18 protein-coding genes are annotated in these 21,636 nt (G+C 64.2%); 12 read left to right on the top strand and 6 right to left on the bottom strand.

Annotated features, from left to right (window positions below):
* The first annotated feature begins 53 nt into the window (after positions 1 to 53).
* The 9 genes from C3E79_RS09740 to C3E79_RS09700 all read left to right on the top strand — a co-directional run bounded on the left by C3E79_RS09740 (position 54) and on the right by C3E79_RS09700 (position 8,524).
* Positions 54 to 1,316 carry an ATP-binding protein gene (locus C3E79_RS09740; protein WP_108405158.1) on the top strand — a complete coding sequence of 421 codons (1,263 nt, stop codon included), beginning with the start codon at positions 54 to 56 and terminating at the stop codon, positions 1,314 to 1,316.
* Positions 1,317 to 1,424: 108 nt separating this feature from the next.
* Positions 1,425 to 1,841, top strand: a complete 417-nt coding sequence (locus C3E79_RS09735; protein WP_108404728.1) for a DUF4265 domain-containing protein — start codon at positions 1,425 to 1,427, stop codon at positions 1,839 to 1,841.
* A gap of 29 nt (positions 1,842 to 1,870) precedes the next feature.
* Positions 1,871 to 2,713, top strand: coding sequence for a sulfurtransferase (locus C3E79_RS09730; protein WP_108404727.1), 843 nt, complete (start codon positions 1,871 to 1,873; stop codon positions 2,711 to 2,713).
* Between the two features lie 31 nt (positions 2,714 to 2,744).
* Entirely contained in the window at positions 2,745 to 3,650 is a 906-nt protein-coding gene (locus tag C3E79_RS09725) for a type III secretion system chaperone family protein (RefSeq protein WP_108404726.1), read from the top strand.
* Between the two features lie 10 nt (positions 3,651 to 3,660).
* The gene (gene pyrE / locus C3E79_RS09720; RefSeq protein ID WP_108404725.1) at positions 3,661 to 4,197 is read left to right on the top strand and encodes an orotate phosphoribosyltransferase; all 537 of its coding nucleotides are present in this window, start codon (positions 3,661 to 3,663) and stop codon (positions 4,195 to 4,197) included.
* Positions 4,175 to 4,831, top strand: a complete 657-nt coding sequence (locus tag C3E79_RS09715) for a TrmH family RNA methyltransferase (protein WP_235840622.1) — start codon at positions 4,175 to 4,177, stop codon at positions 4,829 to 4,831. Before pyrE ends, C3E79_RS09715 begins: the two co-directional genes overlap by 23 nt.
* A gap of 45 nt (positions 4,832 to 4,876) precedes the next feature.
* Positions 4,877 to 6,088: a glycoside hydrolase family 76 protein gene (locus C3E79_RS09710; protein WP_108404723.1), complete on the top strand. Its 1,212-nt coding sequence runs from the start codon at positions 4,877 to 4,879 to the stop codon at positions 6,086 to 6,088.
* Between the two features lie 78 nt (positions 6,089 to 6,166).
* On the top strand, positions 6,167 to 7,201 hold the full coding sequence (fbaA, locus tag C3E79_RS09705) for a class II fructose-bisphosphate aldolase (protein ID WP_108404722.1): 1,035 nt from the start codon (positions 6,167 to 6,169) through the stop codon (positions 7,199 to 7,201).
* A 156-nt stretch (positions 7,202 to 7,357) separates the two neighbouring features.
* Positions 7,358 to 8,524, top strand: coding sequence for an FUSC family protein (locus C3E79_RS09700; protein WP_108404721.1), 1,167 nt, complete (start codon positions 7,358 to 7,360; stop codon positions 8,522 to 8,524).
* On the opposite strand, the gene nadC is transcribed toward C3E79_RS09700, so the two are convergent.
* From nadC to C3E79_RS09680, 4 genes are all read right to left on the bottom strand, one after another.
* On the bottom strand, positions 8,515 to 9,357 hold the full coding sequence (gene nadC / locus C3E79_RS09695) for a carboxylating nicotinate-nucleotide diphosphorylase (protein ID WP_108404720.1): 843 nt from the start codon (positions 9,355 to 9,357) through the stop codon (positions 8,515 to 8,517). The two genes, C3E79_RS09700 and nadC, sit on opposite strands and share 10 nt — an antisense overlap.
* Positions 9,354 to 10,370 carry a quinolinate synthase NadA gene (nadA, locus tag C3E79_RS09690; RefSeq protein ID WP_108404719.1) on the bottom strand — a complete coding sequence of 339 codons (1,017 nt, stop codon included), beginning with the start codon at positions 10,368 to 10,370 and terminating at the stop codon, positions 9,354 to 9,356. Before nadA ends, nadC begins: the two co-directional genes overlap by 4 nt.
* 227 nt (positions 10,371 to 10,597) lie before the next feature.
* Positions 10,598 to 11,416 (bottom strand): DUF2382 domain-containing protein, encoded by an 819-nt coding sequence (locus C3E79_RS09685; RefSeq protein WP_108404718.1) that lies wholly within the window; start codon positions 11,414 to 11,416, stop codon positions 10,598 to 10,600.
* 322 nt (positions 11,417 to 11,738) lie between these two features.
* A complete protein-coding gene (locus C3E79_RS09680) occupies positions 11,739 to 12,629 on the bottom strand; it encodes a hypothetical protein (RefSeq protein WP_108404717.1) in 891 nt (296 codons plus the stop codon).
* Positions 12,630 to 12,689: 60 nt separating this feature from the next.
* Between C3E79_RS09680 and C3E79_RS09675 the strand changes: the two genes are divergently transcribed.
* A complete protein-coding gene (locus C3E79_RS09675; protein WP_108404716.1) occupies positions 12,690 to 13,979 on the top strand; it encodes an adenylosuccinate synthase in 1,290 nt (429 codons plus the stop codon).
* Positions 13,980 to 13,990: 11 nt separating this feature from the next.
* On the opposite strand, the gene C3E79_RS11705 is transcribed toward C3E79_RS09675, so the two are convergent.
* Together C3E79_RS11705 and C3E79_RS09665 are read right to left on the bottom strand one after the other, a co-directional pair.
* Positions 13,991 to 14,566, bottom strand: coding sequence for a retron system putative HNH endonuclease (locus C3E79_RS11705; protein WP_108404715.1), 576 nt, complete (start codon positions 14,564 to 14,566; stop codon positions 13,991 to 13,993).
* A 57-nt stretch (positions 14,567 to 14,623) separates the two neighbouring features.
* A complete protein-coding gene (locus tag C3E79_RS09665; protein ID WP_108404714.1) occupies positions 14,624 to 15,949 on the bottom strand; it encodes an AAA family ATPase in 1,326 nt (441 codons plus the stop codon).
* 109 nt (positions 15,950 to 16,058) lie between these two features.
* On the opposite strand from C3E79_RS09665, the gene C3E79_RS09660 reads away from it, so the two are divergent.
* Both C3E79_RS09660 and C3E79_RS09655 read left to right on the top strand, forming a co-directional pair.
* Positions 16,059 to 17,117 (top strand): ATP-grasp domain-containing protein, encoded by a 1,059-nt coding sequence (locus C3E79_RS09660; protein WP_108404713.1) that lies wholly within the window; start codon positions 16,059 to 16,061, stop codon positions 17,115 to 17,117.
* Between the two features lie 563 nt (positions 17,118 to 17,680).
* Positions 17,681 to 21,496, top strand: a complete 3,816-nt coding sequence (locus tag C3E79_RS09655) for a YPDG domain-containing protein (RefSeq protein ID WP_108404712.1) — start codon at positions 17,681 to 17,683, stop codon at positions 21,494 to 21,496.
* The last annotated feature ends 140 nt before the right edge of the window (positions 21,497 to 21,636 follow it).

The following is a 21,636-nucleotide window of genomic DNA, read 5'->3' as shown; positions in this document are numbered from 1 at the left end:
TTTATCCATACCTCACTAGTGGATTTATCCACTAGTGAGGTATGCTGCGGGCCATGAAGTCGTACATCGACCGCGTTGTTGACCACGAGGTTCGCCGTGGGTTGAAGACGTCTGGGGCCTTGGTCATCAAAGGGCCCCGCGCGTGCGGAAAGACGTCAACGGCACAGCAATTCGCCGCCTCGGCTATTCAGCTCGACCGAGACACAGCGGAAGCTGCCGCGGTGAGGATGGAACCCTCCCTCGGGCTGGAAGGTGCCCGCCCCAGACTCATTGATGAGTGGCAAGCGGTGCCCGCCATCTGGAACGAGGTGCGTCATGCCGTCGATAGCAGCGCCGAAAAGGGCCAGTACCTCCTGACAGGTTCGGCAACACCGGACGAGGTTGCCCAGCGTCACTCGGGCGCGGGCCGAATTCGTAGCGTTATCATGCGGACCCTCACCCTCATGGAGCGCGGCGTGGAGGCCGAGCCGGTGTCCCTGTCGGCGATCATCGACGCCACCCAGGAACCGACCGCGGGCACGGCCGCCACGGTGGCAGATTACGCGGACCTGATCGTCGCAGGCGGTTTTCCCGAGTTTTTCGCCATGGATCCCCTCGACGCCCAAGAATCCATGGATTCGTATGTGCGGGAAATGAGCGAGCACGACTACCCCCAACTCGGCGGTCCGCGCCGGGATCCACGCCGCTTCCATAATTTCCTGCGCGGCTATGCGGGCCTAGTTGCCCAACCGACCACGGCGGCGGCGATTCGGCGGCGTATTGGTGATCTCAGCGGGGCGGTGAATGCACCAGCACCGGATACCGTCAACGCTCTTCACGACTTCGCGGCCAGGCTCTTCCTCATCGAGGATCAGCCCGCGTGGTCGCCGTCGCTACGCTCGAAAGCGACACTGGTCCACATGCCAAAACGCCACCTTGCGGATCCATCCCTCGCCGCTGCGCTCTTGGGCGTCGGGCCAGACGGGCTTCTGCGAGACCTTGACACCTTCGGCATGTTCTTCGAATCCCAGCTGGTCCACGACCTCAACGTCTACGCCCAGCACCTGCGCGCGCGTGGAGTCTTCCACCTGCGCGATATGAAGGGGCGCGAGGAAATCGATGCGGTGATCGGGCTTCGCGACGGGCGCTGGGTTGGGTTTGAGGCAAAACTGTCCCATCAGCAGGTCGATGCTGCAGCCGCCCATCTCCTTGCGGCGGCGGGGAAGATTGACATTGACAAGGAACCCGCTGCGCTTATCGTGGTCATTCCCAGTGGTCCGGCGTTCCGGCGGGCAGACGGGGTGTGGGTGGTGCCGCTGGCTGCGCTGGGGCCCTAGCCCCACGGCTCCGCCTCAACCCTGACACCCCGAACCTGCTCTGGGTTTAGGGCGAGCACCCGCATGTTGACCTGTCTGGGTTTGGGGCGAGGGTCTAGACTGCCCACCATGCAGCCGACGACGACGATCATCACCCGCGTGGCGGTTCCCGGAGTGGAAAACGAGCAGCTGGCCGCTCACCAGCTCGGCTCCCATACCTTCGTGGTGGCGAGCGTGCCGTTCGTCGATACGACCCTGGCTCTCGGCGACATTGTCGAGTGCGTGCTGGTCGGGCAGCAATATCACGTCAACCGCGTGGTGGTGCGCGGCGGGGCGTCGACAATCAGGATCCTGCCGCACGGCGAGCACCCGCACGATGACGTCGCCGAGACCTTGCTCGCCCTGGGCTGCCGGGTAGAGCTGGGCCCGGGCGGGATGCTCGCCGCCAGCATCGGCCCGGACGCACCGCGCGAGGGCATCACTCAGTGGCTCGATGGCCTGGAGGCCGACGGCGTCATTGAGCAGGCGCCCGGTTACACAGCGTAAATAGCGCCACTTCCCTAGACTTAGGGCCCATGGCGGTATTTGTCTCGGCAGACGAGCTCAACGAACGTATCCAAACCGGTAAGAAGCACACGATCCTGGCCGCGCTGTGGGAACCTCGCGAGGGGTGGGCGTGGTCGAAGTTCCAATCCGAACACATCCCCACGGCACTGTTTTGTGACCCCGCGGTCGCGCTGGCTGGCATGCCGGGGCGCCCGCAGGGCCGCAACCCCCTGCCGCAGGTGGACGTCATCGCTGCGCACGTCGCCGGGTGGGGCATCGAGCCTGGCCGGCCCGTCTACATCTACGACACGGGCGTGGGCGTGTACGCGGCGCGCGCGTGGTGGCTCCTGCGGTGGCTCGGCGTCGAGGACGTCTACATCCTCGACGGCGGGTTCCCTGCGTGGGATTCGCGCGGTTTTGACACGCTCGCGGGGCCGGGCAACGTCGCCGTGCGCGCGCCCATGGAGCTTCGGCCGGGCTCACTGCCCGTCGCCGACATCGAGCAGGTCAAGGCTTGTGCGGGCACGCTTGTCGACGCCCGGGATACCCCCCGGTTCTCCGGCCGCCACGAGCACCTCGATCTGAAAGCCGGCCACATCCCCGGCGCCGTCAATCTCCCCGTTGATGACCTGTTTGATCCTCTCACGCACGAAGTGGTCAGCGTCGACCTTATTAGGGACCGCTTCGCCGCGATCGGCGTGACGCACAACGCGGACCCTGCCGAGGTCATCGCGTATTCCGGCTCGGGTAATCACTCCTCGCTGCTGCTGGCCGCCGCGGCTCACGCCGGGCTTCCCGTGCTCACGCACTTCGTCGCCGGGTGGTCCCAGTGGAGCGCAGATCCGGCCAACCCCGTGGCCCGCGACGTCTAATGTCGCGGCCGCGCACTAACATCACTCTGCGATGGCCTACGTACTGATTATTCTCGCCCTTCTCGCCCTCGCCGGGGCCGCCGCGTTGTGGTTCGCCGACGAGCGTGAGACCTCCTCCCCGCGCCTGCCCGGTGCCGGCGCCCGGGCGCGCCGCGCCTGGGCGAAGGACAAGGGCTTCGACTTCGCCCGCGCCGATGACGCGCTGGGCGGCGAGTGGGGCAGGGGGCCCGCTGCTGCCGGGGCCCGGCCGCGAAACGTCGCAGCGGGAAGCGCCTTCGGCCACGACGTCTACCTCGCGGACGTGGGGGCGGTTGCGGTGATGGTGATGCGCACCGGTGAGGTCAGCGACGTGGTGGTCGAGATGCGCAGGGAGGGGCTCGCGGGCGAGCTGCCGGCCGATGTGGTCGAGGTGGCCACCACGCAGGGCTTTCGGGTGGCGTCCAACGAGCCGGGGCCGGCGCAGCGCTTTATTGACGTGCGGGTGCGCACCGCGCTCGAGGAGATGCCGGAGGCCGTGAGCGCAGTGTGGTGCGAATCCGAGTGGGCCGCCGCGCAGTTTGCCGGCCCCGTCTCGGAGGAAGATGCCGATGCGACACTGGCGCCGCTCGCGCTCATCGCGGACGCCGCGCGGGTGCTCCCGCCGCGCAGGTGGGGCAGTGTGGCGTGGGAGTTTCCCACGCGCGAGGTGGTCGGTGTGGCTGGTGGAGGGGGCGTCGACACGCGAGATGCCTTCGATCCAAGACCGGTGAAGCGGCCCGAGGAGCCGCTGGAGATGCCGACTCGGGCGACGGGCGCGGTGCGCGGCACGCTCGAGCGGCGCGCCGTGGGCGGCGACGAGATAGACCCCATCGCGGATGGCCCCGTGGCAGAGCAGCCTTTCGATTTGACCCGCGTGCGCCGTAACCAGGTTCCGCCGTCGATTTTCGGCGACGAGTAAGGTAGTGGGCATGAACGAGCGGAAAGCTGAACTGGCGGGCCTGGTCAAAGAGCTTGCAGTAGTGCACGGCAAGGTGACCCTGTCGTCCGGGCGCGAGGCCGATTACTACGTCGACCTGCGTCGCGCCACGCTGCACCACCGCGCATCGAGGCTGATCGGGCAGCTGCTGCGCGAGCTCACCGCGGACCTCGAGTTCGACGCCGTGGGCGGGCTCACGCTCGGCGCGGACCCGGTCGCCACGGCGATGATGCACGCCGACGGGCGCGACATCGACGCGTTCGTGGTGCGCAAGGAGGCCAAAAAACACGGGATGCAGCGGCGCATTGAGGGACCGCAGATTAGCGGTAAACGCGTGCTCGTTGTCGAAGACACCACCACGACCGGAAACTCGCCGCTCACCGCGGTGGAGGCGTGCCGTGCCGAGGGCGCGGAGGTCGTTGGCGTGGCCACGGTCGTCGACCGCGCAACCGGCGCGGACGAGGCGCTGCGCGACGCGGGGCTGGACTACCGCTACCTGCTCGGGCTTGCAGATCTTGGACTCGCCTAAGGGCCCCACCGAGTGGGCGGAGGGCCGCCACGGTGTCGGCCCCTGGGAGGGCCCGTGGCCGGATGACCCGCGCTTTGATCCAACCCTGCTTGCCGAAGGGGACCGCCGCAACGTCGTCGACGCCTACCGGTATTGGTCGCTCGAGGCGATCCGTGCCGAGCTAGATACCCGGCGCCACCCGTTCCACGTCGCGATCGAGAACTTCGAAAACGACATGAACATCGGCACCGTCGTGCGCACCGCGAACGCCTTTTTGGCCGAGGCCGTCCACATCGTCGGGCGCCGGCGCTGGAACCGCCGCGGCGCGATGGTCACCGACCGCTACCAGCACATCATTCACCACGACACCGTCGGCGACCTCGTCGCCTGGGCGCGCGGGCGGGGGCTGGCCGTGGTGGCGATCGACAACACCCCCGGCAGCGTGCCGCTGGAGACCGCCACGCTGCCCGAGCGCTGCGTGCTCGTCTTCGGGCAGGAAGGCCCCGGGATCACCGGGGATACGGCCGCCGCGGCGTCGATGACCTGCTCGATTGCCCAGTTCGGCTCGACGCGCTCCATCAACGCGGGCGTGGCGGCGGGCATCGCCATGCACGCCTGGATTCGCCAGCACGGCGACCTCTCGCGCGCCTGGTAGATTTTGCGTATACCCGGTTGGAGTTCGAAGGAAGTGGGGTCGCAGGTGCCTGAGAAGTGGCCGCATCGCGCGGACCTGGCGGAAGAGGCCATCACCGAGCGCCACGCCGCCCCGCTGTGGCGCCTGCCCAGGACAAACCTCGCCGTGGTGGCCTGGCCGCCGCGGCCGGCCGAGCGCAGCTTCGTGCACTGGCACTACTGGTGGCAGGCGCACTACCTCGACTGCCAGATCGACGCGGCGCTGCGGCGCCCGACGAAGACGCGGCGGGGGCGGGTTGCCGATACGCTCCGCGCGATCAAGCTGCGCAGCCGCGGGGACGTGTCCAAAAACCGCTACTACGACGACAAGGCGTGGCTCGCGGTGGCGTGGAACCGGGCGCTCGCCTTAGAGGGGATCGAGCGCACCAAGTCGCTCGACGCGCTCGAGTTCAACATCCTCGCGGGCATCGACCCTGACGCCGGCGTGCTGCCTTGGCGCGCGGGGGAGACGTTTTTCAACGTGCCGTCCAACGGCCCCGCCTCGATCCTCTTCGCGCGCACGGGCCGGCTGGATAAGGCCCGCACGGCGACGGATTGGATATTCGACAACTTGAGCGCAGATTCCGGCCTCATCAACGACGGCATCCGCATGCGCATGAACGGCCCCGAGGTCGTCGACAAGATCTATACCTACAACCAGGGCACTGTGCTGGGGGCCTCCCTTGAGATCGCGCTTGCGCTGCGTGAGGACGTCGGGCTTGGCGCCACCGAACCCATCGACTCCTTCGACCACTCCGAGCGCGCCGACGACTCCGTGTTCTACATCACCCACATCCGCGAGCTCGTCAAGGCCATCGCCCTGCACCTGGCCACCCCCCAGGGCGTGATCCTGTGTCCGCCGCAAGAGACCCGCGACGGCGACGGCGCCCTCTTCAAGGGCATCCTCGCGCGCTACCTTGCCGACGTCGCGCTGCGCCTGCCGGAGGACTCCCGCGAGAACATCGCCACCCGCAAGGTCGCCGCCCGCATGGTCATGGCCTCGGCGGAGTCGTTGTGGAACCGCCGCCTCGAGGTCGACGGCCTGCCGGTCTTCGCCTCCGAGTGGACTCAAGACGCGCGCCTGCCGCACAACTACGGGCTCGGCCCCGCCACGATCAGCGAGGCCGTGGGGCTCGTGCGTATCGACGAACGTGATCTCTCCGTCCAGCTCTCCGGCTGGATGCTGTTGGAGGCCGCCGCCCGCATCGCAACCGCGGCCGCACGCGTGCAACGGGGGTAGAACCGACTGCACCGGAGGGCCAAAACGGGCATACTGGGGGCGAAGATCGATAGAGCCAACCACCTGGAGGAACCCCCAATGCCCATTGCCACGCCTGAGGTCTACAACGAAATGCTCGACCGGGCGAAGAAGAACGGCTTCGCCTTCCCCGCCATCAACTGCACCTCGTCCGAGACCATCAACGCAGCCATCAAGGGCTTCGCCGAAGCGGAGTCCGACGGCATCATCCAGTTCTCCACCGGCGGCGCGGAGTTCGGCTCCGGCCTCGGCGTGAAGAACAAGGTCGCTGGCGCCACCGCGCTCGCCAGCTTCGCCCACGAGATTGCGAAGAACTACGACGTCAACATCGCGCTTCACACCGACCACTGCCAGAAGGAGGTGCTTGATGACTACGTCCGTCCTCTCATCGCCATCTCCCAGGAGCGCGTTGATCGTGGAGAGCTGCCCCTGTTCCAGTCCCACATGTGGGACGGCTCCGCCATCCCGATCGATGAGAACCTCGAGATCGCCCAGGAGCTGCTGGCCAAGGCTCACGCCGCCAACATCATCCTGGAGCTCGAGATCGGCGTCGTCGGCGGCGAAGAGGACGGCGTGCAGGCCAAGGCGGGTGCGAACCTCTACACCACCGCGGAGGACTTCGAGAAGACCATCGATGCCATCGGCACCGGCGAGAACGGCCGCTACCTGCTCGCCGCGACCTTCGGCAACGTTCACGGCGTGTATAAGCCGGGCAACGTGAAGCTGCGCCCCGAGGTCCTCGACATGGGCCAGAAGGCCGCGGCCGCCAAGCTCGGCCTTGACGAGGGCACCAAGACCTTCGACTTCGTCTTCCACGGCGGCTCCGGCTCCGAGAAGGAGAAGATCCAGGAGGCGCTGACCTACGGCGTGGTGAAGATGAACATCGACACCGACACCCAGTACGCCTTCACCCGCCCCATCGTCTCCCACATGTTCTCCAACTACGACGGCGTGTTGAAGATCGACGGCGAGGTGGGCAACAAGAAGGTCTACGACCCCCGCTCCTACATGAAGAAGGCCGAGCAGGCCATGTCCGAGCGCGTCATCGAGGCGTGCGAGGACCTCCACTCCGTGGGCAAGACCGTCTCTAAGTAGTCTGACCCCGGTTGCCGGGCGAGCCGCGTTGTCGTGGCGCGCCCGGTTTTGTGTGTCTCGTGTGGGTGGGGGCGTGCTGGTGCTGGTGCTGGTACTGGTGCTAGTGCTGCGGTATAGCTGCTATACCAAAACACCAGCCCCAAGTAAGGTGAGGGCATGGCGAAGGAACGGATGAGCACGCGCGAGAGGCTCAAAGCCGTTGACCTCTCGCTTCAGGGCCGTATTCAAAGGGTGCGCAACCGGCTGCTTCCCATTGCGCAGACAGCGGTGGCGGCAGGGCTGGCGTTTTGGATTGCCAGCGAGCTGGCGGGGCACGAGCAGCCGTTTTTTGCGCCGATCTCGGTCATCATCATCATCGGGATGACGGGCGGGGAGCGCATCAACAAGGCGTGGGACATCTCGATGGGCTGCATCCTGGGGGTGTTGGTGGGGGATTTGATCTTCTACCGCCTCGGCGTCGGCGGGCCGCAGATCGCGGTGATGGTGGCGGGCGCGCTGGCGATTGCGTCGTTCTTTTCGCGCTCGCAGCTTGTCAATAATCAGGTGGCCATCGGCTCGGTGCTCATTGCGACGATCATGCCGCCGGGTGGGGATGTCACGGGCATTGACCGGTCGATTGATGCGTTCATTGGTGCGAGCGTGGCTATGGTGACATTGGCGTTGATTCCGCAGGGCCCGGTGCGCAAGGCGCGCCAGGAAATTGCGAAGGTCATGGAGCTGATGTCGTCGGTGCTCGATGACGTTGCGGCGGGGTTGCGGGCGCGCGATTCGGGGGTGATTGATGAGGCGCTGGCGTCGATACGCACGACGCAAAACGATATTGATGCGATGTCAACTGCGATTGCGTCGGGGGCGGAGTCGGCGAAGCTGTCGCCGTTTTTGTGGGCGTCGAGACGCTATGTGCACTCGCTGGAAAACGTCATTCCTCCCGTCGATGCTGCGATACGCACGACCCATGTGCTTGCGCGCCGGGCGCACGTGTTGTGCGACGACCGGGACGAGGTATCCGATGAGCAGATCGCGCTTATCGACGCCCTCGCTAAAGCTTGCCTCGACATCTCCAGCGTCTACGAGCTCAACTCCACCCAGCTGCAGTCTGTGGCGATCCCGCGCATCACCAATGAGCTGCGCGTGCTCGGTGGCAGATCCGGGATGGAGGTGGTGCCGGACCGCGGCGTGCTCTCCGCCTATGTCATTCTCGCGCAAACGCGCTCGCTCATCGTGGACCTCCTGCAGGTCTGCGGGATGTCGCGGGAGTCCGCGGCGGCGGTGCTGGCGCCGACCTCGGAGAGCCCGAAGTACCCGCCGGAGTTCTACGCCTGATAGTCCAGCCCGATATCGAGCGCTCGCACCGAGTGGGTCAGCGCGCCCACGGCGAGGTAGTCCACCCCGGTCTCGGCGAACTCCCGGGCCCTCTCGAGGGTGAGCCCGCCGGAGGATTCCAGCAGGGTTCGCGGGCTCTTCTCGTTTCGACGCCCCACCGCTGCCGCCGTCGCTTCCACCGTGAAATTATCGAGCAACACCAGCTCCGGCGGGGTCCCGAGCGCGAAGAGCTCATCGAGCTGGCCGAGCGTATCCACCTCGACCTCGCAGGGCAGGCCGGGGTAGGCGGCTCGCACCCGCTCGAGCGCGCCGGTGAGCCCGGCGGCGGCGACGTGGTTGTCCTTAATCATCGCGCAATCGCCTAGCCCCATCCGGTGGTTCACACCCCCGCCGGCGCGCACGGCGTACTTCTGCAGGTCCCGCATGCCGGGGAGCGTCTTGCGCGTATCGCGGATCCGGGCACCGGTGCCGGCGACAGCCTCAACCCAGCGCCGCGTCTGCGTGGCTATGCCGCTCGCGTGGCACAGCAGGTTTAAGATGGTGCGCTCGGCGGTGAGGAGGTCGCGGGTGGGGGCGTCGATAAGCGCGAGCGTCGTGCCCGCCCCCACCGCATCGCCGTCGGCGACCTCGAGCTCGACGCGCGCGTGCGGCAGCGCCCAGCCGACGACCGCGAGCCCGGCGATAACACCAGCGCTGCGCGTCACCAACGCCGCCCGACAGCGCGCCCCCTGCCCGATCGTGGCCAGCGTCGTCGCATCCGGGCCGAAGGCGAGGTCTTCGTCGAGGGCCACGCGGATGAGATCGCGTGTCTTGGCCTGATCAAGCGGGGTCACTCGCCGCCCCCGGGCTCGCCAATCGAAATCATCGCCTCCAGGCTGGCCCGCGCCTTATCCGCAATGTGGGCTGGCACGTCAACCTCGTCCTTGCCCTCGCGCAAGCACCGCAACAGCGCGGCCGGGGTGATCATCTTCATATACTTGCACGACGCGCGGTCATTCACCGGCTGGAAATCCACCTCCGGCGCCGCCCCGCGCAGCTGGTGCAGCATGCCCACCTCCGTGGCCACCAACACCTTGTCCTGCTGCGTCGTCCGCGCGTGCTCCAGCATTCCGCCGGTAGAGAGCATGTGCACCCGCTCCCGGTCGATGATCCCCTCACCGGAGAGATAAATCGCCGAATTCGCGCACCCGCACTCCGGGTGAATATAGAGGTCAGCATCCGGGTGTTCTTGCGCCTGCTCGGCGAGGTGCTGGGCGCTAATGCCCGCATGCACGTGGCACTCACCCGCCCAGATCCGGATGTTGTCCCGGCCGGTCTCGCGCTTCACATGAGCCCCGAGGAACTGATCGGGGCAGAACAACACCTCGCGCTCCGGGTCGATCGACGCCACGACATCGACCGCGTTTGAAGACGTGCAGCAAATATCCGTTAACGCCTTGACCTCCGCGGTAGTGTTCACGTAGGAGACGACCACGGCACCGGGGTGCTCCGCCTTCCACTCCCGCAGCTGCTCCGCGGTAATCGAATCAGCCAGCGAGCACCCCGCGTCCTGATCCGGGATGAGAACCGTCTTGTTCGGGGAGAGGATCTTCGCGCTCTCCGCCATAAAGTGCACCCCGCAAAACACAATCACGTCAGCGTCCGTCTCCGCGGCCTTGCGCGAGAGCGCCAGAGAATCACCCGTAAAATCCGCGATGTCCTGGATCTCGGGGATCTGGTAGTTGTGCGCCAGGATCACCGCGTTGCGCTGCTTCTTCAGCGCGTCAATCTCCTGCGCCCACGATCGATCTGCCTCAACCCCCTGCCACACCCCGTCCCGGCGGACTGGTTCAGCTAACAGTGTCATGCTCGGCGCCTCTCTTTCTTGATATGCCTGTGAGGGCAAGTCTAGGGCGTGGGGGTTGGGGTGGTCGGGAGGGCTGGGGTGTAGCTGGTGGTCGGGAGGGCTGGGGTGCTGGGTTGCTACTAGACCACAACCCCAGGCACAGAAAACCCCGGGCGCAGAAAACCCCACTGGCGACAGCAAAAAGCCCCCCGGGCCGGAAGGCCGGGGGGCTAAGAGCTAGCTAGTGCTTAGCGGTTGGCGTCGAAGTCGGTGTTCGGACGTGCACCGCGGGTCTCGTCGACGACAGCGCCGTCGGTCTCGATGCGCTCCTTCTGGAGCTCCTCGGAGACACGCTCGGTGGACTCGACGGTCTCCTTGCCGAGGGAGACCTTCTCCACCGGGACGGATTCCTTGGAAATGTTGACGCGCTCCTCGGAGAGGGTCACGGAAGCCTCGTCCTCGCCGATGTTGCCGTCGTAGTTGGCGCGGTCGGCGTCGGTAAGCGGCTCACGCACAACGCGGACCTCTTCGCGCTGGACCGGAACCTCGACGGTCTCGGTCTCGTTGACGACGTACTTGCGCAGGCGGACCTGGCCGGACTCGACGCGCTCCTTGTCAACGTTGAGCTGCTCCTCGGAGCGGACCAGGGTGTCGTTGTCGGTGGTGGCAGCAGCGTTGCGACGCTCGGTGTCAACGCCAGCGGCAGCCGGGGCACCAGCAGCGGCGCCGGTGTTGTAGGTGGTGACGTCGCGTGCGCCCTCGAGGCCGTAGTGGCGGTAGAACGCCTCCTGGTCCTCGTTGGTCAGGTGGCCGTCCTCCTCAAGGGTGGGGGCGTCCTTGATGCGGTCCTTCGGGAATGCGAGGTGCAGCTCGCCGTCGCGCAGGGTGTGGCCGCGCAGCGGGACGATGGAGTCGCCGCCACCGAAGAGACCGTGGTTAACGGAGACGAAGTCCGGCTGGCCGGTGGTGTCGTTGACGTAGACGTCGCGGACGGAGCCGACCTTGTCGCCATCGACATCGAATGCGGTTGCGTTTGCCAGGTCTTCAATGCGGTTGTAATCAGCCATGTGCTTTGTAGATTCTCCTTCAGTAAATTTTGTCTCCGACGCGCTAGCCGCTTGGCTGCTCGCCGGTTGTTCGCTTGAACGATTTCCAATGTAGCGACGAATGGGGTAAAGACGGCGGGCTGTCACCGATGCGCAGTGTGTCAACCAAAAGTTTGAGGCGAGCGCGGTAGGACTTCGTTACCATGAGAGGCTCAAGTGCTCTGACCTGCAATGTTGCTTCGGCTGTGCGACATGGGTGCGATTTAGAAGGTTTCGAATCAATAAAGGAGCGCTAACGAATCGCTGTCGATGTCGAGGGTGTGAGAAAAATCACACCGCGTCCTTAGGGGGCGATTTTGACGCTCTGGATGTCGCGCAGATGGCGGTAGAACGTCACCTTTTCCACGCCGCGGCGACGCACCCGGCCGTCCACCGTTACGTTCATAGCGCGCCCGCCCGCCTGGAGCGCGCGGCCCGCAAGGACGCGAGAGGGGTCCGTCTGAGCAGGGGGAACGCTGAGCGGACGGGTGGCAAGGCCCCCTCCGGGGAGGCGCCGCAGCCACTCGAGGGCTGGCGGGGAGAGGCGCGTGGGCCGACCGTCCTGGCGGGCAGGGGTGACAATGCGCACCGCGGCAAGGCCAGGGGCCGAGGCGGTGGGGACGAGGCGCGCACCGAAGGTGCCGAAGAAGCGGGCGGAGGCAGAGTGGTTGAGCGCGAGCACCTCGCTATCGACGATGATCTCGCCCACGAACTCGGCGGCAGGGTCGCTGCTCGTTACGGTGGCGGAGCCGGCAACGGCCTCGCCGAAGTCCGTACGGATGAGGGGCGAGGGCACGACGGGCAGGTCGCAGGCCTCCTCGAAGGCCGGGTTGCCCCAGGCGATCGCCGCAGGCGAGGCTGGGTCGGTGGGCAGGTAGGCAATTTCGACCCACATGTAGTCGCGGCGCATCATGCGGGTGAGCACGGCGGAAAGCGCGGCGTCGCCACCCGAGACCAGGACGCGGAGCCTCTCGCTCGGGCGCTGCGGCGCGAGTTGCGGCTCGGACATGTGCGCAACGTCCGGGCGCGCCTGGATCTGCGCCAACGTCGGCGTCGTATCGACGGGCAGGAGCTCAGCGGCGGCGCGGTCGAGCTCGCCGAAATCAGTGCGCCCGGGGACGGGCGGCAGCGAGAGAGTGCGGTGGCCGCCGGGGAAAGTGTTCCCCCCGCCGCACTGGCAATGAATCAGCCGCATGCGCTCACGCTACAATGACCGTGTTTGCTGAAGCGCTACGGGCCTATATAAGGAGTATGCATGTCCGCCATCGTCATCGTTGGCGCCCAGTGGGGCGACGAAGGGAAGGGCAAAGCCACGGACATCCTCGGCGGCAAGGTCGACTACGTGGTCAAGCCGAACGGCGGCAACAATGCCGGGCACACCGTTGTCGTCGGCGGGGAGAAGTACGAGCTGAAGCTGCTCCCCGCGGGCGTGCTTTCGGAAAATGCGGTGCCCATCTTGGGCAACGGCGTCGTGGTCAACCTCGAGGCACTGTTCGAGGAGATCGATGGGCTCGTCGCTCGCGGCGCGGACGCGACGCGCCTGCGCATCTCGGGCAACGCCCACATGGTCGCGCCCTACCACCAGACACTCGACCGCGTGCAGGAGCGCTTCCTGGGCAAGCGCGCCATTGGCACCACGGGCCGCGGCATCGGCCCGACCTACGCCGACAAGGTCGCGCGCGTGGGCTTGCGGGTACAAGATATTTTCGACGAATCCATCCTGCGCCAAAAGATCGAATCCGCACTCGATGTGAAAAACCAGATGCTGGTGAAGATGTATAACCGCCGCGCCATCGAGGCGGACGAGATGATGGACTACTTCATGGGCTACGCCGAGCGGCTCAAACCGATGGTGATTGACGCCGAATACACACTGAACAAGGCCCTCGACGAGGGCAAGCACGTGCTCATGGAGGGCGGCCAGGCCACGATGCTCGACGTCGACCATGGCACCTACCCGTTCGTCACCTCCTCGAACCCGACCGCTGGCGGGGCGTGCGTCGGCTCAGGCATCGGCCCGACGCGGATCACGGCGTCGCTAGGCATTGTCAAGGCTTACACCACCCGCGTGGGCGCGGGCCCGTTCCCCACAGAGCTTTTTGACAAGTGGGGCGACTACCTGCAAACCGTCGGCGGGGAGGTCGGGGTCAACACCGGGCGCAAGCGCCGCTGCGGGTGGTATGACTCCGTCATCGCCCGGTATGCCGCCCGTGTGAACGGATTTACCGATTTCTTCCTCACTAAGCTCGACGTGCTCACCGGCATCGGGGAGATCCCGATCTGCGTGGCCTACGACGTCGACGGGCAGCGTTTCGACGAAATGCCGCTGACCCAATCCCAGTTCCACCACGCCGAGCCGATCTACGAGACCATGCCGGCCTGGGACGAGGACATCTCCGAGATCACCGACTTCGATGACCTGCCGCAGAAGGCGAAGGACTATGTCAACCGCCTTGAGGAGCTCTCCGGCGCGCCCATGAGCTACATCGGCGTGGGCCCGGGACGCGACCAGACGATCGTGCGTAACGACGTCATGGAGAGGTAGCGAGGTCCTACCTACCTTAGACTCGTGCAGAAATGGCGCATGGCCGTTGGGTATTCGTAGTTTTCGAAGCTATCGATGCCGAAATACTCGGCGCGCTCTTCCACGCTCCACTTTTCTAATTCATCGAGATCGTCAAGGGATTGTTGCCTAAGAGATCGCACAGCGTTTTGCCTCGCCCCCACGAGTTTTTTACAATTGAGGTTGAGCACCTTGATTGTCTCCTTCGCGCGACGTTGGGCATCTGCGCTAACGTCGTCTCGCGGGTGCACTTTCCCGTCGCTGGAAAACTGCAGGAAGTCGTCAGGGTCTTCGAGATCTGGGTGAATGAGGTCCGCCGGAGTGTAGCCTCTATTGCCCGCACGATCTTTATAGTGACCGCAATGTTGTGTGCTGTTGCAGCTGAGGAAAAGGTTTGCCCAAGAGTAAGTAAGTTTCCCGTTCTTGCTGCGTGGAGTGAGGTGTTCAATGTGGCACTGGTCCCCAATTCTCGATTCACAGTAATTGCACAAGTGATCTGGTCCGCCCTTACTCATCTCCTCAAGGGCGGACCTGATCTCCGCTCTCTGCGCCCGGGCAACCTCCCCCATGGGGGATTGCGCTTCCTCAACACATCGAGGCAGGTCGGCTCGGCTGGGCGGACGAGACTATGCATCGGTGCTTGACTCCTTGCGCCGGAGTTTGATCGCTTGGAACCTGGCTAACCTGTCTGCGTCGCGGAGAACGGGGTGACCTCGTCCGTATAATTCTTCGAGTTCGCGTCGCAGGTCGTGAGCTGCGTGTGAGGACACTTCGCCAGCCTCTATGAGGCGGGTGTATTCGCTAATCTTCTCGGCTGCAGTCACGGGAGGGCGTGGGTCCACCTCCATGACCTGGGAAAGCGCCACGTAACTGGGGAGTCCAACAATCTCATCAACCGGTTCGAGTGCGCACCATGCGCCTTCGGAGTCTTGGCTTATCACCCTGATCTCGTGTTTGGTGGCAGAGCTGAGGACCTGGGGGCTGTGGGTACTGACGATGAATTGGACGTTGGGGAACGCGTTGCGCAATCCACCTAGAACGCGCTGCTGCCATTCTGGATGGAGATGGAGATCTACTTCGTCAATTAAGACTATTCCCGTTGTTTTTTCTGGGGCTCTGCTTCCGAGATGGGGGTTGAGCTGGCATGCGCGGCGAGCTATGTCGGCGACGAGGGTGGCCATCGCTCGGAGTCCGTCGCTTAGCGCGCTGACCGGAAGCCGCCCGTGATCGGGATGAAACATGACAAGGTCTTGTTCCGCGATGTCGTACTCGAAATCTGTCCAACCTTCTTCGGCCAGAGCCTTCGCTACCGTTAAGGCAACACCGTTGAGTTGATCGGGCAGGGATGATGACGAACCTGCCTCGGGTCGTTGGGCGGCTTGGAGGTTTGCCATCGTTGCTTTCTGAACCCACTTTGTCAGCTGATTAAAGCTCGATAGCGCGGACAGGCTATCCGTGTAGCCAGTAGTCCGCGAATTGCCCGGAAGTTTGCCCACCGTACTCTTGTGGTGCACCCACAGCCGCTTTGAGCTGTAGTAACACATGATCGGGAGGTCAACGAGATTTTCAAGGAGAATCGACTCCTGGAGTTCTCGCGCGAATTGTGACAATTGGTTGGAGCCGCCGGTCGTGGTCTTGCCCTTGGAACTACGCAATTCCCGAACGGAATGAAGCGGCGGAGAAGCAAAGGTTGCCTCGATCACAACAGGAAACTGCTGGGCATTGCTTCCATTGGCAAGAGGAACGTAGCGAGCATCAGATCTCTTGATGTGTTCGGACTTACCGTCGTCGAAAGCCCCGACAAATGGGCCCAAGGCAAGGGCGACGCCTTCGAGAACGGTGGTCTTTCCCAAGCCGTTTCGAGCTGCAATCACCGTCATCCTTTTATCGAAGGTAACGGAAAGGTCATCGAATCGACGGAAGTTTTTCACATGGAGGGAGCGGATCTCCACAAGTATCGTCTCACTTTCAGTGACCGTGTTTTAACGCAATCGTATGCGAAGAGTAGTGCGGCTGTGTGTTGGGACCAGCCCGAGCACGTATGTGGAATAATCGGAACACATGGAATCGCAGCTCAATCCGCAGGTGCTCATCATTGGGGCAGGGGCCCTCGCAGAACAACTCGAGACGGCGTTTCGGGGGTTGGGGTGTGCTACGAAGGTGGGCCCGCTGGAGTGCGCCGCGGAGCTGAGGCCGGATCTCATCGTCAACGCGACGGAGGAGTTCGACCCGGACGCGTTGCGTGAGGCGATCTCGCGGACGGGCGCGGCGGCGGTGCCGTCGCTGGATGCGTGCAGGATTACGCGGAACCGGGAGGGGATTCGTCGTACGGCGGCTGAGGAGCTCGGCTTGCCGACTATGGCGTATGAGTTCGCCAAGACACCGGAGGAGCTGGAGCGCTGTGCTGACGAGGTCGGATACCCGTGCGTGGTTAAGCCGTCGGTAAGCACGGGCGGGTTGGGCCAGACGGTGGTGCACGGCAGCGAGGAGCTTGGCGGTGCGTGGAACTCCGCGCGCGAGATGCGCCCCGATGGTTCGGTAGCGGTGGAGCGTTACGTCGATTTCGACTTCGAGGTCACCATCGTCACGGTGCGTTCGGTGGATCCCGCGACGGGGCAGCTGGCCACGTGGTTTTGCGAGCCGATTGGCACCCGCCACGAGGCCGGCGTGCTTGTGGAGGCATGGCAGCCGGCGCCGCTGTCTGAGGCCGCGATGGATAACGCGCGCTCGATCGCCGCGCGGATCTCCGGCAAGATCGGGGTGCAGGGTGTCTATTCGATCGAGCTGTTCGTCGCCGGCGATGAGGTCTACTTCTCCGACGTCAACCCGCGGCCGAGCCTCGATGGCATGGTGACGGTGGCCACGCAGCGCGTCAACCAGTTCGAGCTGCACGCGCGCGCCGTCGCGGGGCTGCCTATCGACGTCACGTTGACCACCCCTGGTGCCGCGCACTTCCTGCCCGCCCAGCCGTTTGATCGAGACGCGCTGGCGCGCGCCCTCGCCGTGGAGGAGACCGGAGTGCAGTTCTTGGAGGACGCTGTGGTGATTCGCTCCACGGCCGAGACCGTCGAGGAGGCCCGCGGGCGGGCTGAGGCCGCGGCCCGCGATTTGACTGCATAAAATGCGATAACTATGCGGCCTCGGGGATGATGTCTAAGCCGTTTTAACCCCAAATGGGGGTATATTACAGGCGCAATCGAAGTATTTTGGGTCACATAAGTAATTCGGTATTGGTGGTGCGGTCCCGGCCGGGTTGCGGGGGCGGTTTCGGGGCCGTGTTTTGATAAACGTATCTAGATAAGTTCGCATGAAATGGCGATTTACAGCTTGGGTTATCCTTGGTACAAGTACGTCTCGGTAGCGTGACCTGTGTCAATTCGCGACACTTGTTGCCCGTGTTACTCGTGTGACTGTTGGGACAGTGTGCGGGAGAATGACATTCCTGCTGCTAGATAATTGATGTAAGTGAATTAATCTACGCTAATGCATTAAATGCAGCCCTGGGGCTGAATTATTCGTCGCCCGTCGATGGCCGTGCTGATAACGTTTCCGTCATGAGTACCTGTCATCGGCCTATGCGTTTGCTGAAAGCCTGCGCCGACTGAGCGGCCTCATCACCCCACTTCAGAAGGGAGACGCCATGCGTGGCGTCGAACTTGAGAACTCCTTTGGAAGGAACTTCTATGCGCACAAACCCTGTCGCACGCCGTCGCGGCATTTCGATCGCCGCCGCAGCGCTCTCGCTTGCGCTCATCGCGCCGGTCACCCCGGCGGTCGTGGCTCCGCAGACTCTTGCTGCCGCGCAGGCGCAGGAGGCGGCTCCTGCCCCGGTTATCACGGCCGCGGCCAACAACATCATCGTTGCCGATGCGGTGGCTAACGGCTACGTCACCTCAGGCGTGGATGCGTCCAACGCCGCGAACACGGTTTCGGGGTGGGCGGTTTACGCGTCTCACACCTACCAGTCTTCTGCCGTGCCCCTGCCCGAGGGGACGAAGGTCTACATGCAGTGGATCGACGGCGACGGTGCGGTTTCCCCGATCTACCAGACCGAGACCCACAATGGGCTTCCCGGCACGCAGGCCTCCGACGGTTTCTACGCTTTCGATTTGCGCGAGCCGTGGATTGACGCCAACGGTACGAGCCACCTGTACGACAGCGCCTACCACAACGGCCGGATGCAGCAGGTCCGCATCTGGACCGAGCCGCTGACCAACCCTGAGACCGGCCAGAGCCTGGTCCAGATCCGCCAGGCACCTGGTGGCACCAGCCGATTCGTCCCGGCTGACGAGCTGCCACCGATTGGAGCGTTCAATCTGATCGGAGCAAACCTCCAGCGCACGGGCGTTTTCATGCAGGAGCGCTACGAGGGTGATTACTTGGCCGCAACGGGCGACCGCCTCGTCAACGACACCGTGGGCTACAACCATTTTGCCGGACCGGCCGGAATGGTTGATAAGATCGGCCGTGAGTATGACAACTCTGTCTCGGGCGTCGTGTGGCTGGAAACCGGCGACGGTACTTTCGGTACCGGCCCCACCTACGGTGGCGCAGACCGATTCCCCAGCGCGGGCTACACCATCTGGGCTTCAACGCTGACGCCTGAGGGCGCAGCTGCCAACGCGGCGATCAAGGCACTCCCCTTCGAGCAGCGTGCGGCAGCAACCAAGACCATGCTGACCGATCACCCCGAGTACATCGCCAAGACCGTCTACGGTCCCGTCGGCACCAACGGAATGTACACCCTGCGCTTCGGGGACTACCTCGACCGCGAGAACATGATCATGTGGGTGGAAGACCCCGCCGGCAACGTCGTGCCCGGCTACAACAACTTCATGTCGCTGAGCTTCGGGGCGTTTAACGGAGATGTCGCCACACGACCTTCCTACAACGGCTTGGTAACGCCGAACGTCGGCCTGACGAACGAGCTCTACAATGTCTCTTTCGCGCTCGTTCCGTCGGTTGAGATCAGCCTCGACATCACCAACTTCGATGTTGCCGAGAACCCCGCTGGTCCGGGCGATACGGCGCTGATCGATCTCAACGGCCAGATTTCGCCGTTCGTCAACAAGATTGTGTGGACGAACTCCGCCGGCGACGTTCTTAAGACCTGTGACAACATCACCTCCCTCACCGAAGGCGAGGCTTGCACCTACACGGTGCCCGAAGATCAGGCGAACAACGACATCATCACCGCGACCTACTACGAAGCCGATGACGCTGTGGCAGCTGATTCCTTCGCTGTTCATGTCACCAACGACGCCGCTGAGTACCAGCCCGCGTATGCTCCGCTGACGGTGCCCCAGGGGCAGGGAGGCACCGTCGCAGCACCGACGTTCACCAACGCCGCCGATGAGACAGTGCCGACCCCAGAGGGCACGACCTTCGCGCCGAGCGCGATCGCGTCCAACACGCCTGAGGGCTTCACCATCAACCCAGATGGCTCCATCACCGTCGATCAGACGGTCGCAGAGGGTCAGTACTCCATCCCCGTCGTAGTGACCTACGCGGATGGAACCAAGGAGACCGCATACGCTTCGGTGACCGTTGGAGCGGCGGCTGAGAACCCGAAGTGGGATGATGCTGCTTCTGATGGTAACCTGGTGTCGATTCCGAATGCTGGTGGTGCGGTTCCGGAGAAGAGCACGGTTGAGGTTGCTGGCTCGGGCAGCGCAGTTCTGAACCAGGACGGTTCGATTACGGTGACCCCGAACCAGGACGTGAAGCCTGGTGACAAGATTGTGGTGACGGTGAAGGACTCTGCTGGTGAGGTTCTTGACACTGTGACTGTGACGGTGTTTAACAAGCTTGATGTTTTGCTTGATCCGTCGTATGAGGAAAAGCTTGTTGCTGCGGGTGCGACCGTGGAGTCTGCGCCGGTGCTGAAGAATGCTGAGACTGGTCAGCCGATTGAGGGTGTTCCTGCTGGTACGAAGTTCTCGATTGACTCGCGTTTCATCACCCCGGAGGGCTACACCATCTCGGTGGATGAGGCCACCGGTGTTGTCAAGGTCATCGCTCCGGCTGAGTTGAATGCTGAGACTGCCGAGGAGTTCCCGGTTCCGGTTGATGTTGCGTACCCGGATGGCACTATCGACGAGGATGTTCTGGCGAAGTTCCAGCTCGACACCGATGGCGATGGCATCCCGGATGTCACCGATGAGGACGATGACAACGATGGTGTTTCGGACGTTGTCGAGACCGAGGCTGGTTCGAACCCGAAGGATGGCAACTCTAAGCCGGTGACCCCGGCTGCTCCGGATTGGAATGATGGTGAGGCCAAGCCGGGTGAGGCTGTGACGTTGCCGAATGCTGGTGGCTCTGTTCCGGCTGATGTCAGCGTGGGGGTTGCTGGTCCGGGTGCGGCGGTCATCGATAAGGATGGCAACCTGGTGGTGACTCCGAACCAGGACGCGAAGCCTGGTGACAAGATCACGGTGAAGGTGGTTGACAAGGATGGCAACACCATCGACACCGTGGTGGTCACGGTCACCGAGCCGGTGACCCCGGCTGCTCCGGATTGGAATGATGGTGAGGTCAAGCCGGGTGAGGCTGTGACGTTGCCGAATGCTGGTGGCTCTGTTCCGGCTGATGTCAGCGTGGGGGTTGCTGGTCCGGGTGCGGCGGTCATCGATAAGGATGGCAACCTGGTGGTGACTCCGAACCAGGACGCGAAGCCTGGTGACAAGATCACGGTGAAGGTGGTTGACAAGGATGGCAACACCATCGACACCGTGGTGGTCACGGTCGCCGAGCCGGAGACCCCGGCTGCTCCGGATTGGAATGATGGTGAGGTCAAGCCGGGTGAGGCTGTGACGTTGCCGAATGATGGTGGCTCTGTTCCGGCTGATGTCAGCGTGGGGGTTGCTGGTCCGGGTGCGGCGGTCATCGATAAGGATGGCAACCTGGTGGTGACTCCGAACCAGGACGCGAAGCCTGGTGACAAGATCACGGTGAAGGTGGTTGACAAGGATGGCAACACCATCGACACCGTGGTGGTCACCGTCGCCAAGCCGGATGTTGCCCCGTCGCCGGACCTGAGCTCCGACCTGAGCGATGCCGAGAAGGACCGCTGCACCGCGGCCGCCCTCGGCTGGGGCATCCCGCTGCTGGCCCTGATCCCGCTCGGCCTGGCCACCACGGTGAACATCCCCGGCCTCGCGCCGATGACGGAGCAGGCTCGCATCCAGATGAACGAAGCAAACACTGCTCTGCAGAAGCAGCTCGGTATCTTCAACCCGCAGATCGCCAAGTTCGTCAACGACATTGACGCTCAGCTGCGCGTCTACGGGCTGAACCTTGGCACGATTGTCGGCGGCCTCGCCGCCATCGCTGCCGGTATCGGTGCGGCAACGACCATCGGCCTTGCCTGCACCCCGGGTGCCTGGGAAGGCGCCGGTAGCTCCACCGGCACCGACGCCGAGGGCTCCAGCTCGGCAGGCTCCAGCGCCGAAGGCACCGACCCGGCCGCTGGCTCCTCCAGCGCCGATCAGGCCTAGGGGTCAGGCCTAGGACTGAGCATCTGCCGCTTGAGGCAAAAGCGGCCGGTTGCGCCCCCGTTTCCTCCTCACGGAGGGGCGGGGGCGTTTCCTTTTGCCCGGAAAACCCCAAGGCCGCAAACCAGAAAACTGCCTGTGAT

This window comes from Corynebacterium liangguodongii, assembly GCF_003070865.1.
GTDB lineage: Bacteria > Actinomycetota > Actinomycetes > Mycobacteriales > Mycobacteriaceae > Corynebacterium > Corynebacterium liangguodongii.
Note: the sequence above shows the minus strand (reverse complement) of the source record. Positions and strands in the feature narration are given on the sequence as shown.

What these genes read in the sequence shown, in the direction of transcription:
- C3E79_RS09740 (WP_108405158.1), top strand. Translation starts at nt 54, where the DNA reads ATGAAGTCGTACATCGACCGCGTTGTTGACCACGAGGTTCGCCGTGGG.
- C3E79_RS09655 (WP_108404712.1), top strand. Translation starts at nt 17,681, where the DNA reads ATGCGCACAAACCCTGTCGCACGCCGTCGCGGCATTTCGATCGCCGCC.
- C3E79_RS09680 (WP_108404717.1), bottom strand. Translation starts at nt 12,629, where the DNA reads ATGCGGCTGATTCATTGCCAGTGCGGCGGGGGGAACACTTTCCCCGGC.
- fbaA (WP_108404722.1), top strand. Translation starts at nt 6,167, where the DNA reads ATGCCCATTGCCACGCCTGAGGTCTACAACGAAATGCTCGACCGGGCG.
- C3E79_RS09675 (WP_108404716.1), top strand. Translation starts at nt 12,690, where the DNA reads ATGTCCGCCATCGTCATCGTTGGCGCCCAGTGGGGCGACGAAGGGAAG.
- C3E79_RS11705 (WP_108404715.1), bottom strand. Translation starts at nt 14,566, where the DNA reads ATGGGGGAGGTTGCCCGGGCGCAGAGAGCGGAGATCAGGTCCGCCCTT.
- pyrE (WP_108404725.1), top strand. Translation starts at nt 3,661, where the DNA reads ATGAACGAGCGGAAAGCTGAACTGGCGGGCCTGGTCAAAGAGCTTGCA.
- C3E79_RS09730 (WP_108404727.1), top strand. Translation starts at nt 1,871, where the DNA reads ATGGCGGTATTTGTCTCGGCAGACGAGCTCAACGAACGTATCCAAACC.
- C3E79_RS09685 (WP_108404718.1), bottom strand. Translation starts at nt 11,416, where the DNA reads ATGGCTGATTACAACCGCATTGAAGACCTGGCAAACGCAACCGCATTC.
- C3E79_RS09700 (WP_108404721.1), top strand. Translation starts at nt 7,358, where the DNA reads ATGGCGAAGGAACGGATGAGCACGCGCGAGAGGCTCAAAGCCGTTGAC.
- C3E79_RS09725 (WP_108404726.1), top strand. Translation starts at nt 2,745, where the DNA reads ATGGCCTACGTACTGATTATTCTCGCCCTTCTCGCCCTCGCCGGGGCC.
- C3E79_RS09735 (WP_108404728.1), top strand. Translation starts at nt 1,425, where the DNA reads ATGCAGCCGACGACGACGATCATCACCCGCGTGGCGGTTCCCGGAGTG.
- nadA (WP_108404719.1), bottom strand. Translation starts at nt 10,370, where the DNA reads ATGACACTGTTAGCTGAACCAGTCCGCCGGGACGGGGTGTGGCAGGGG.
- C3E79_RS09660 (WP_108404713.1), top strand. Translation starts at nt 16,059, where the DNA reads ATGGAATCGCAGCTCAATCCGCAGGTGCTCATCATTGGGGCAGGGGCC.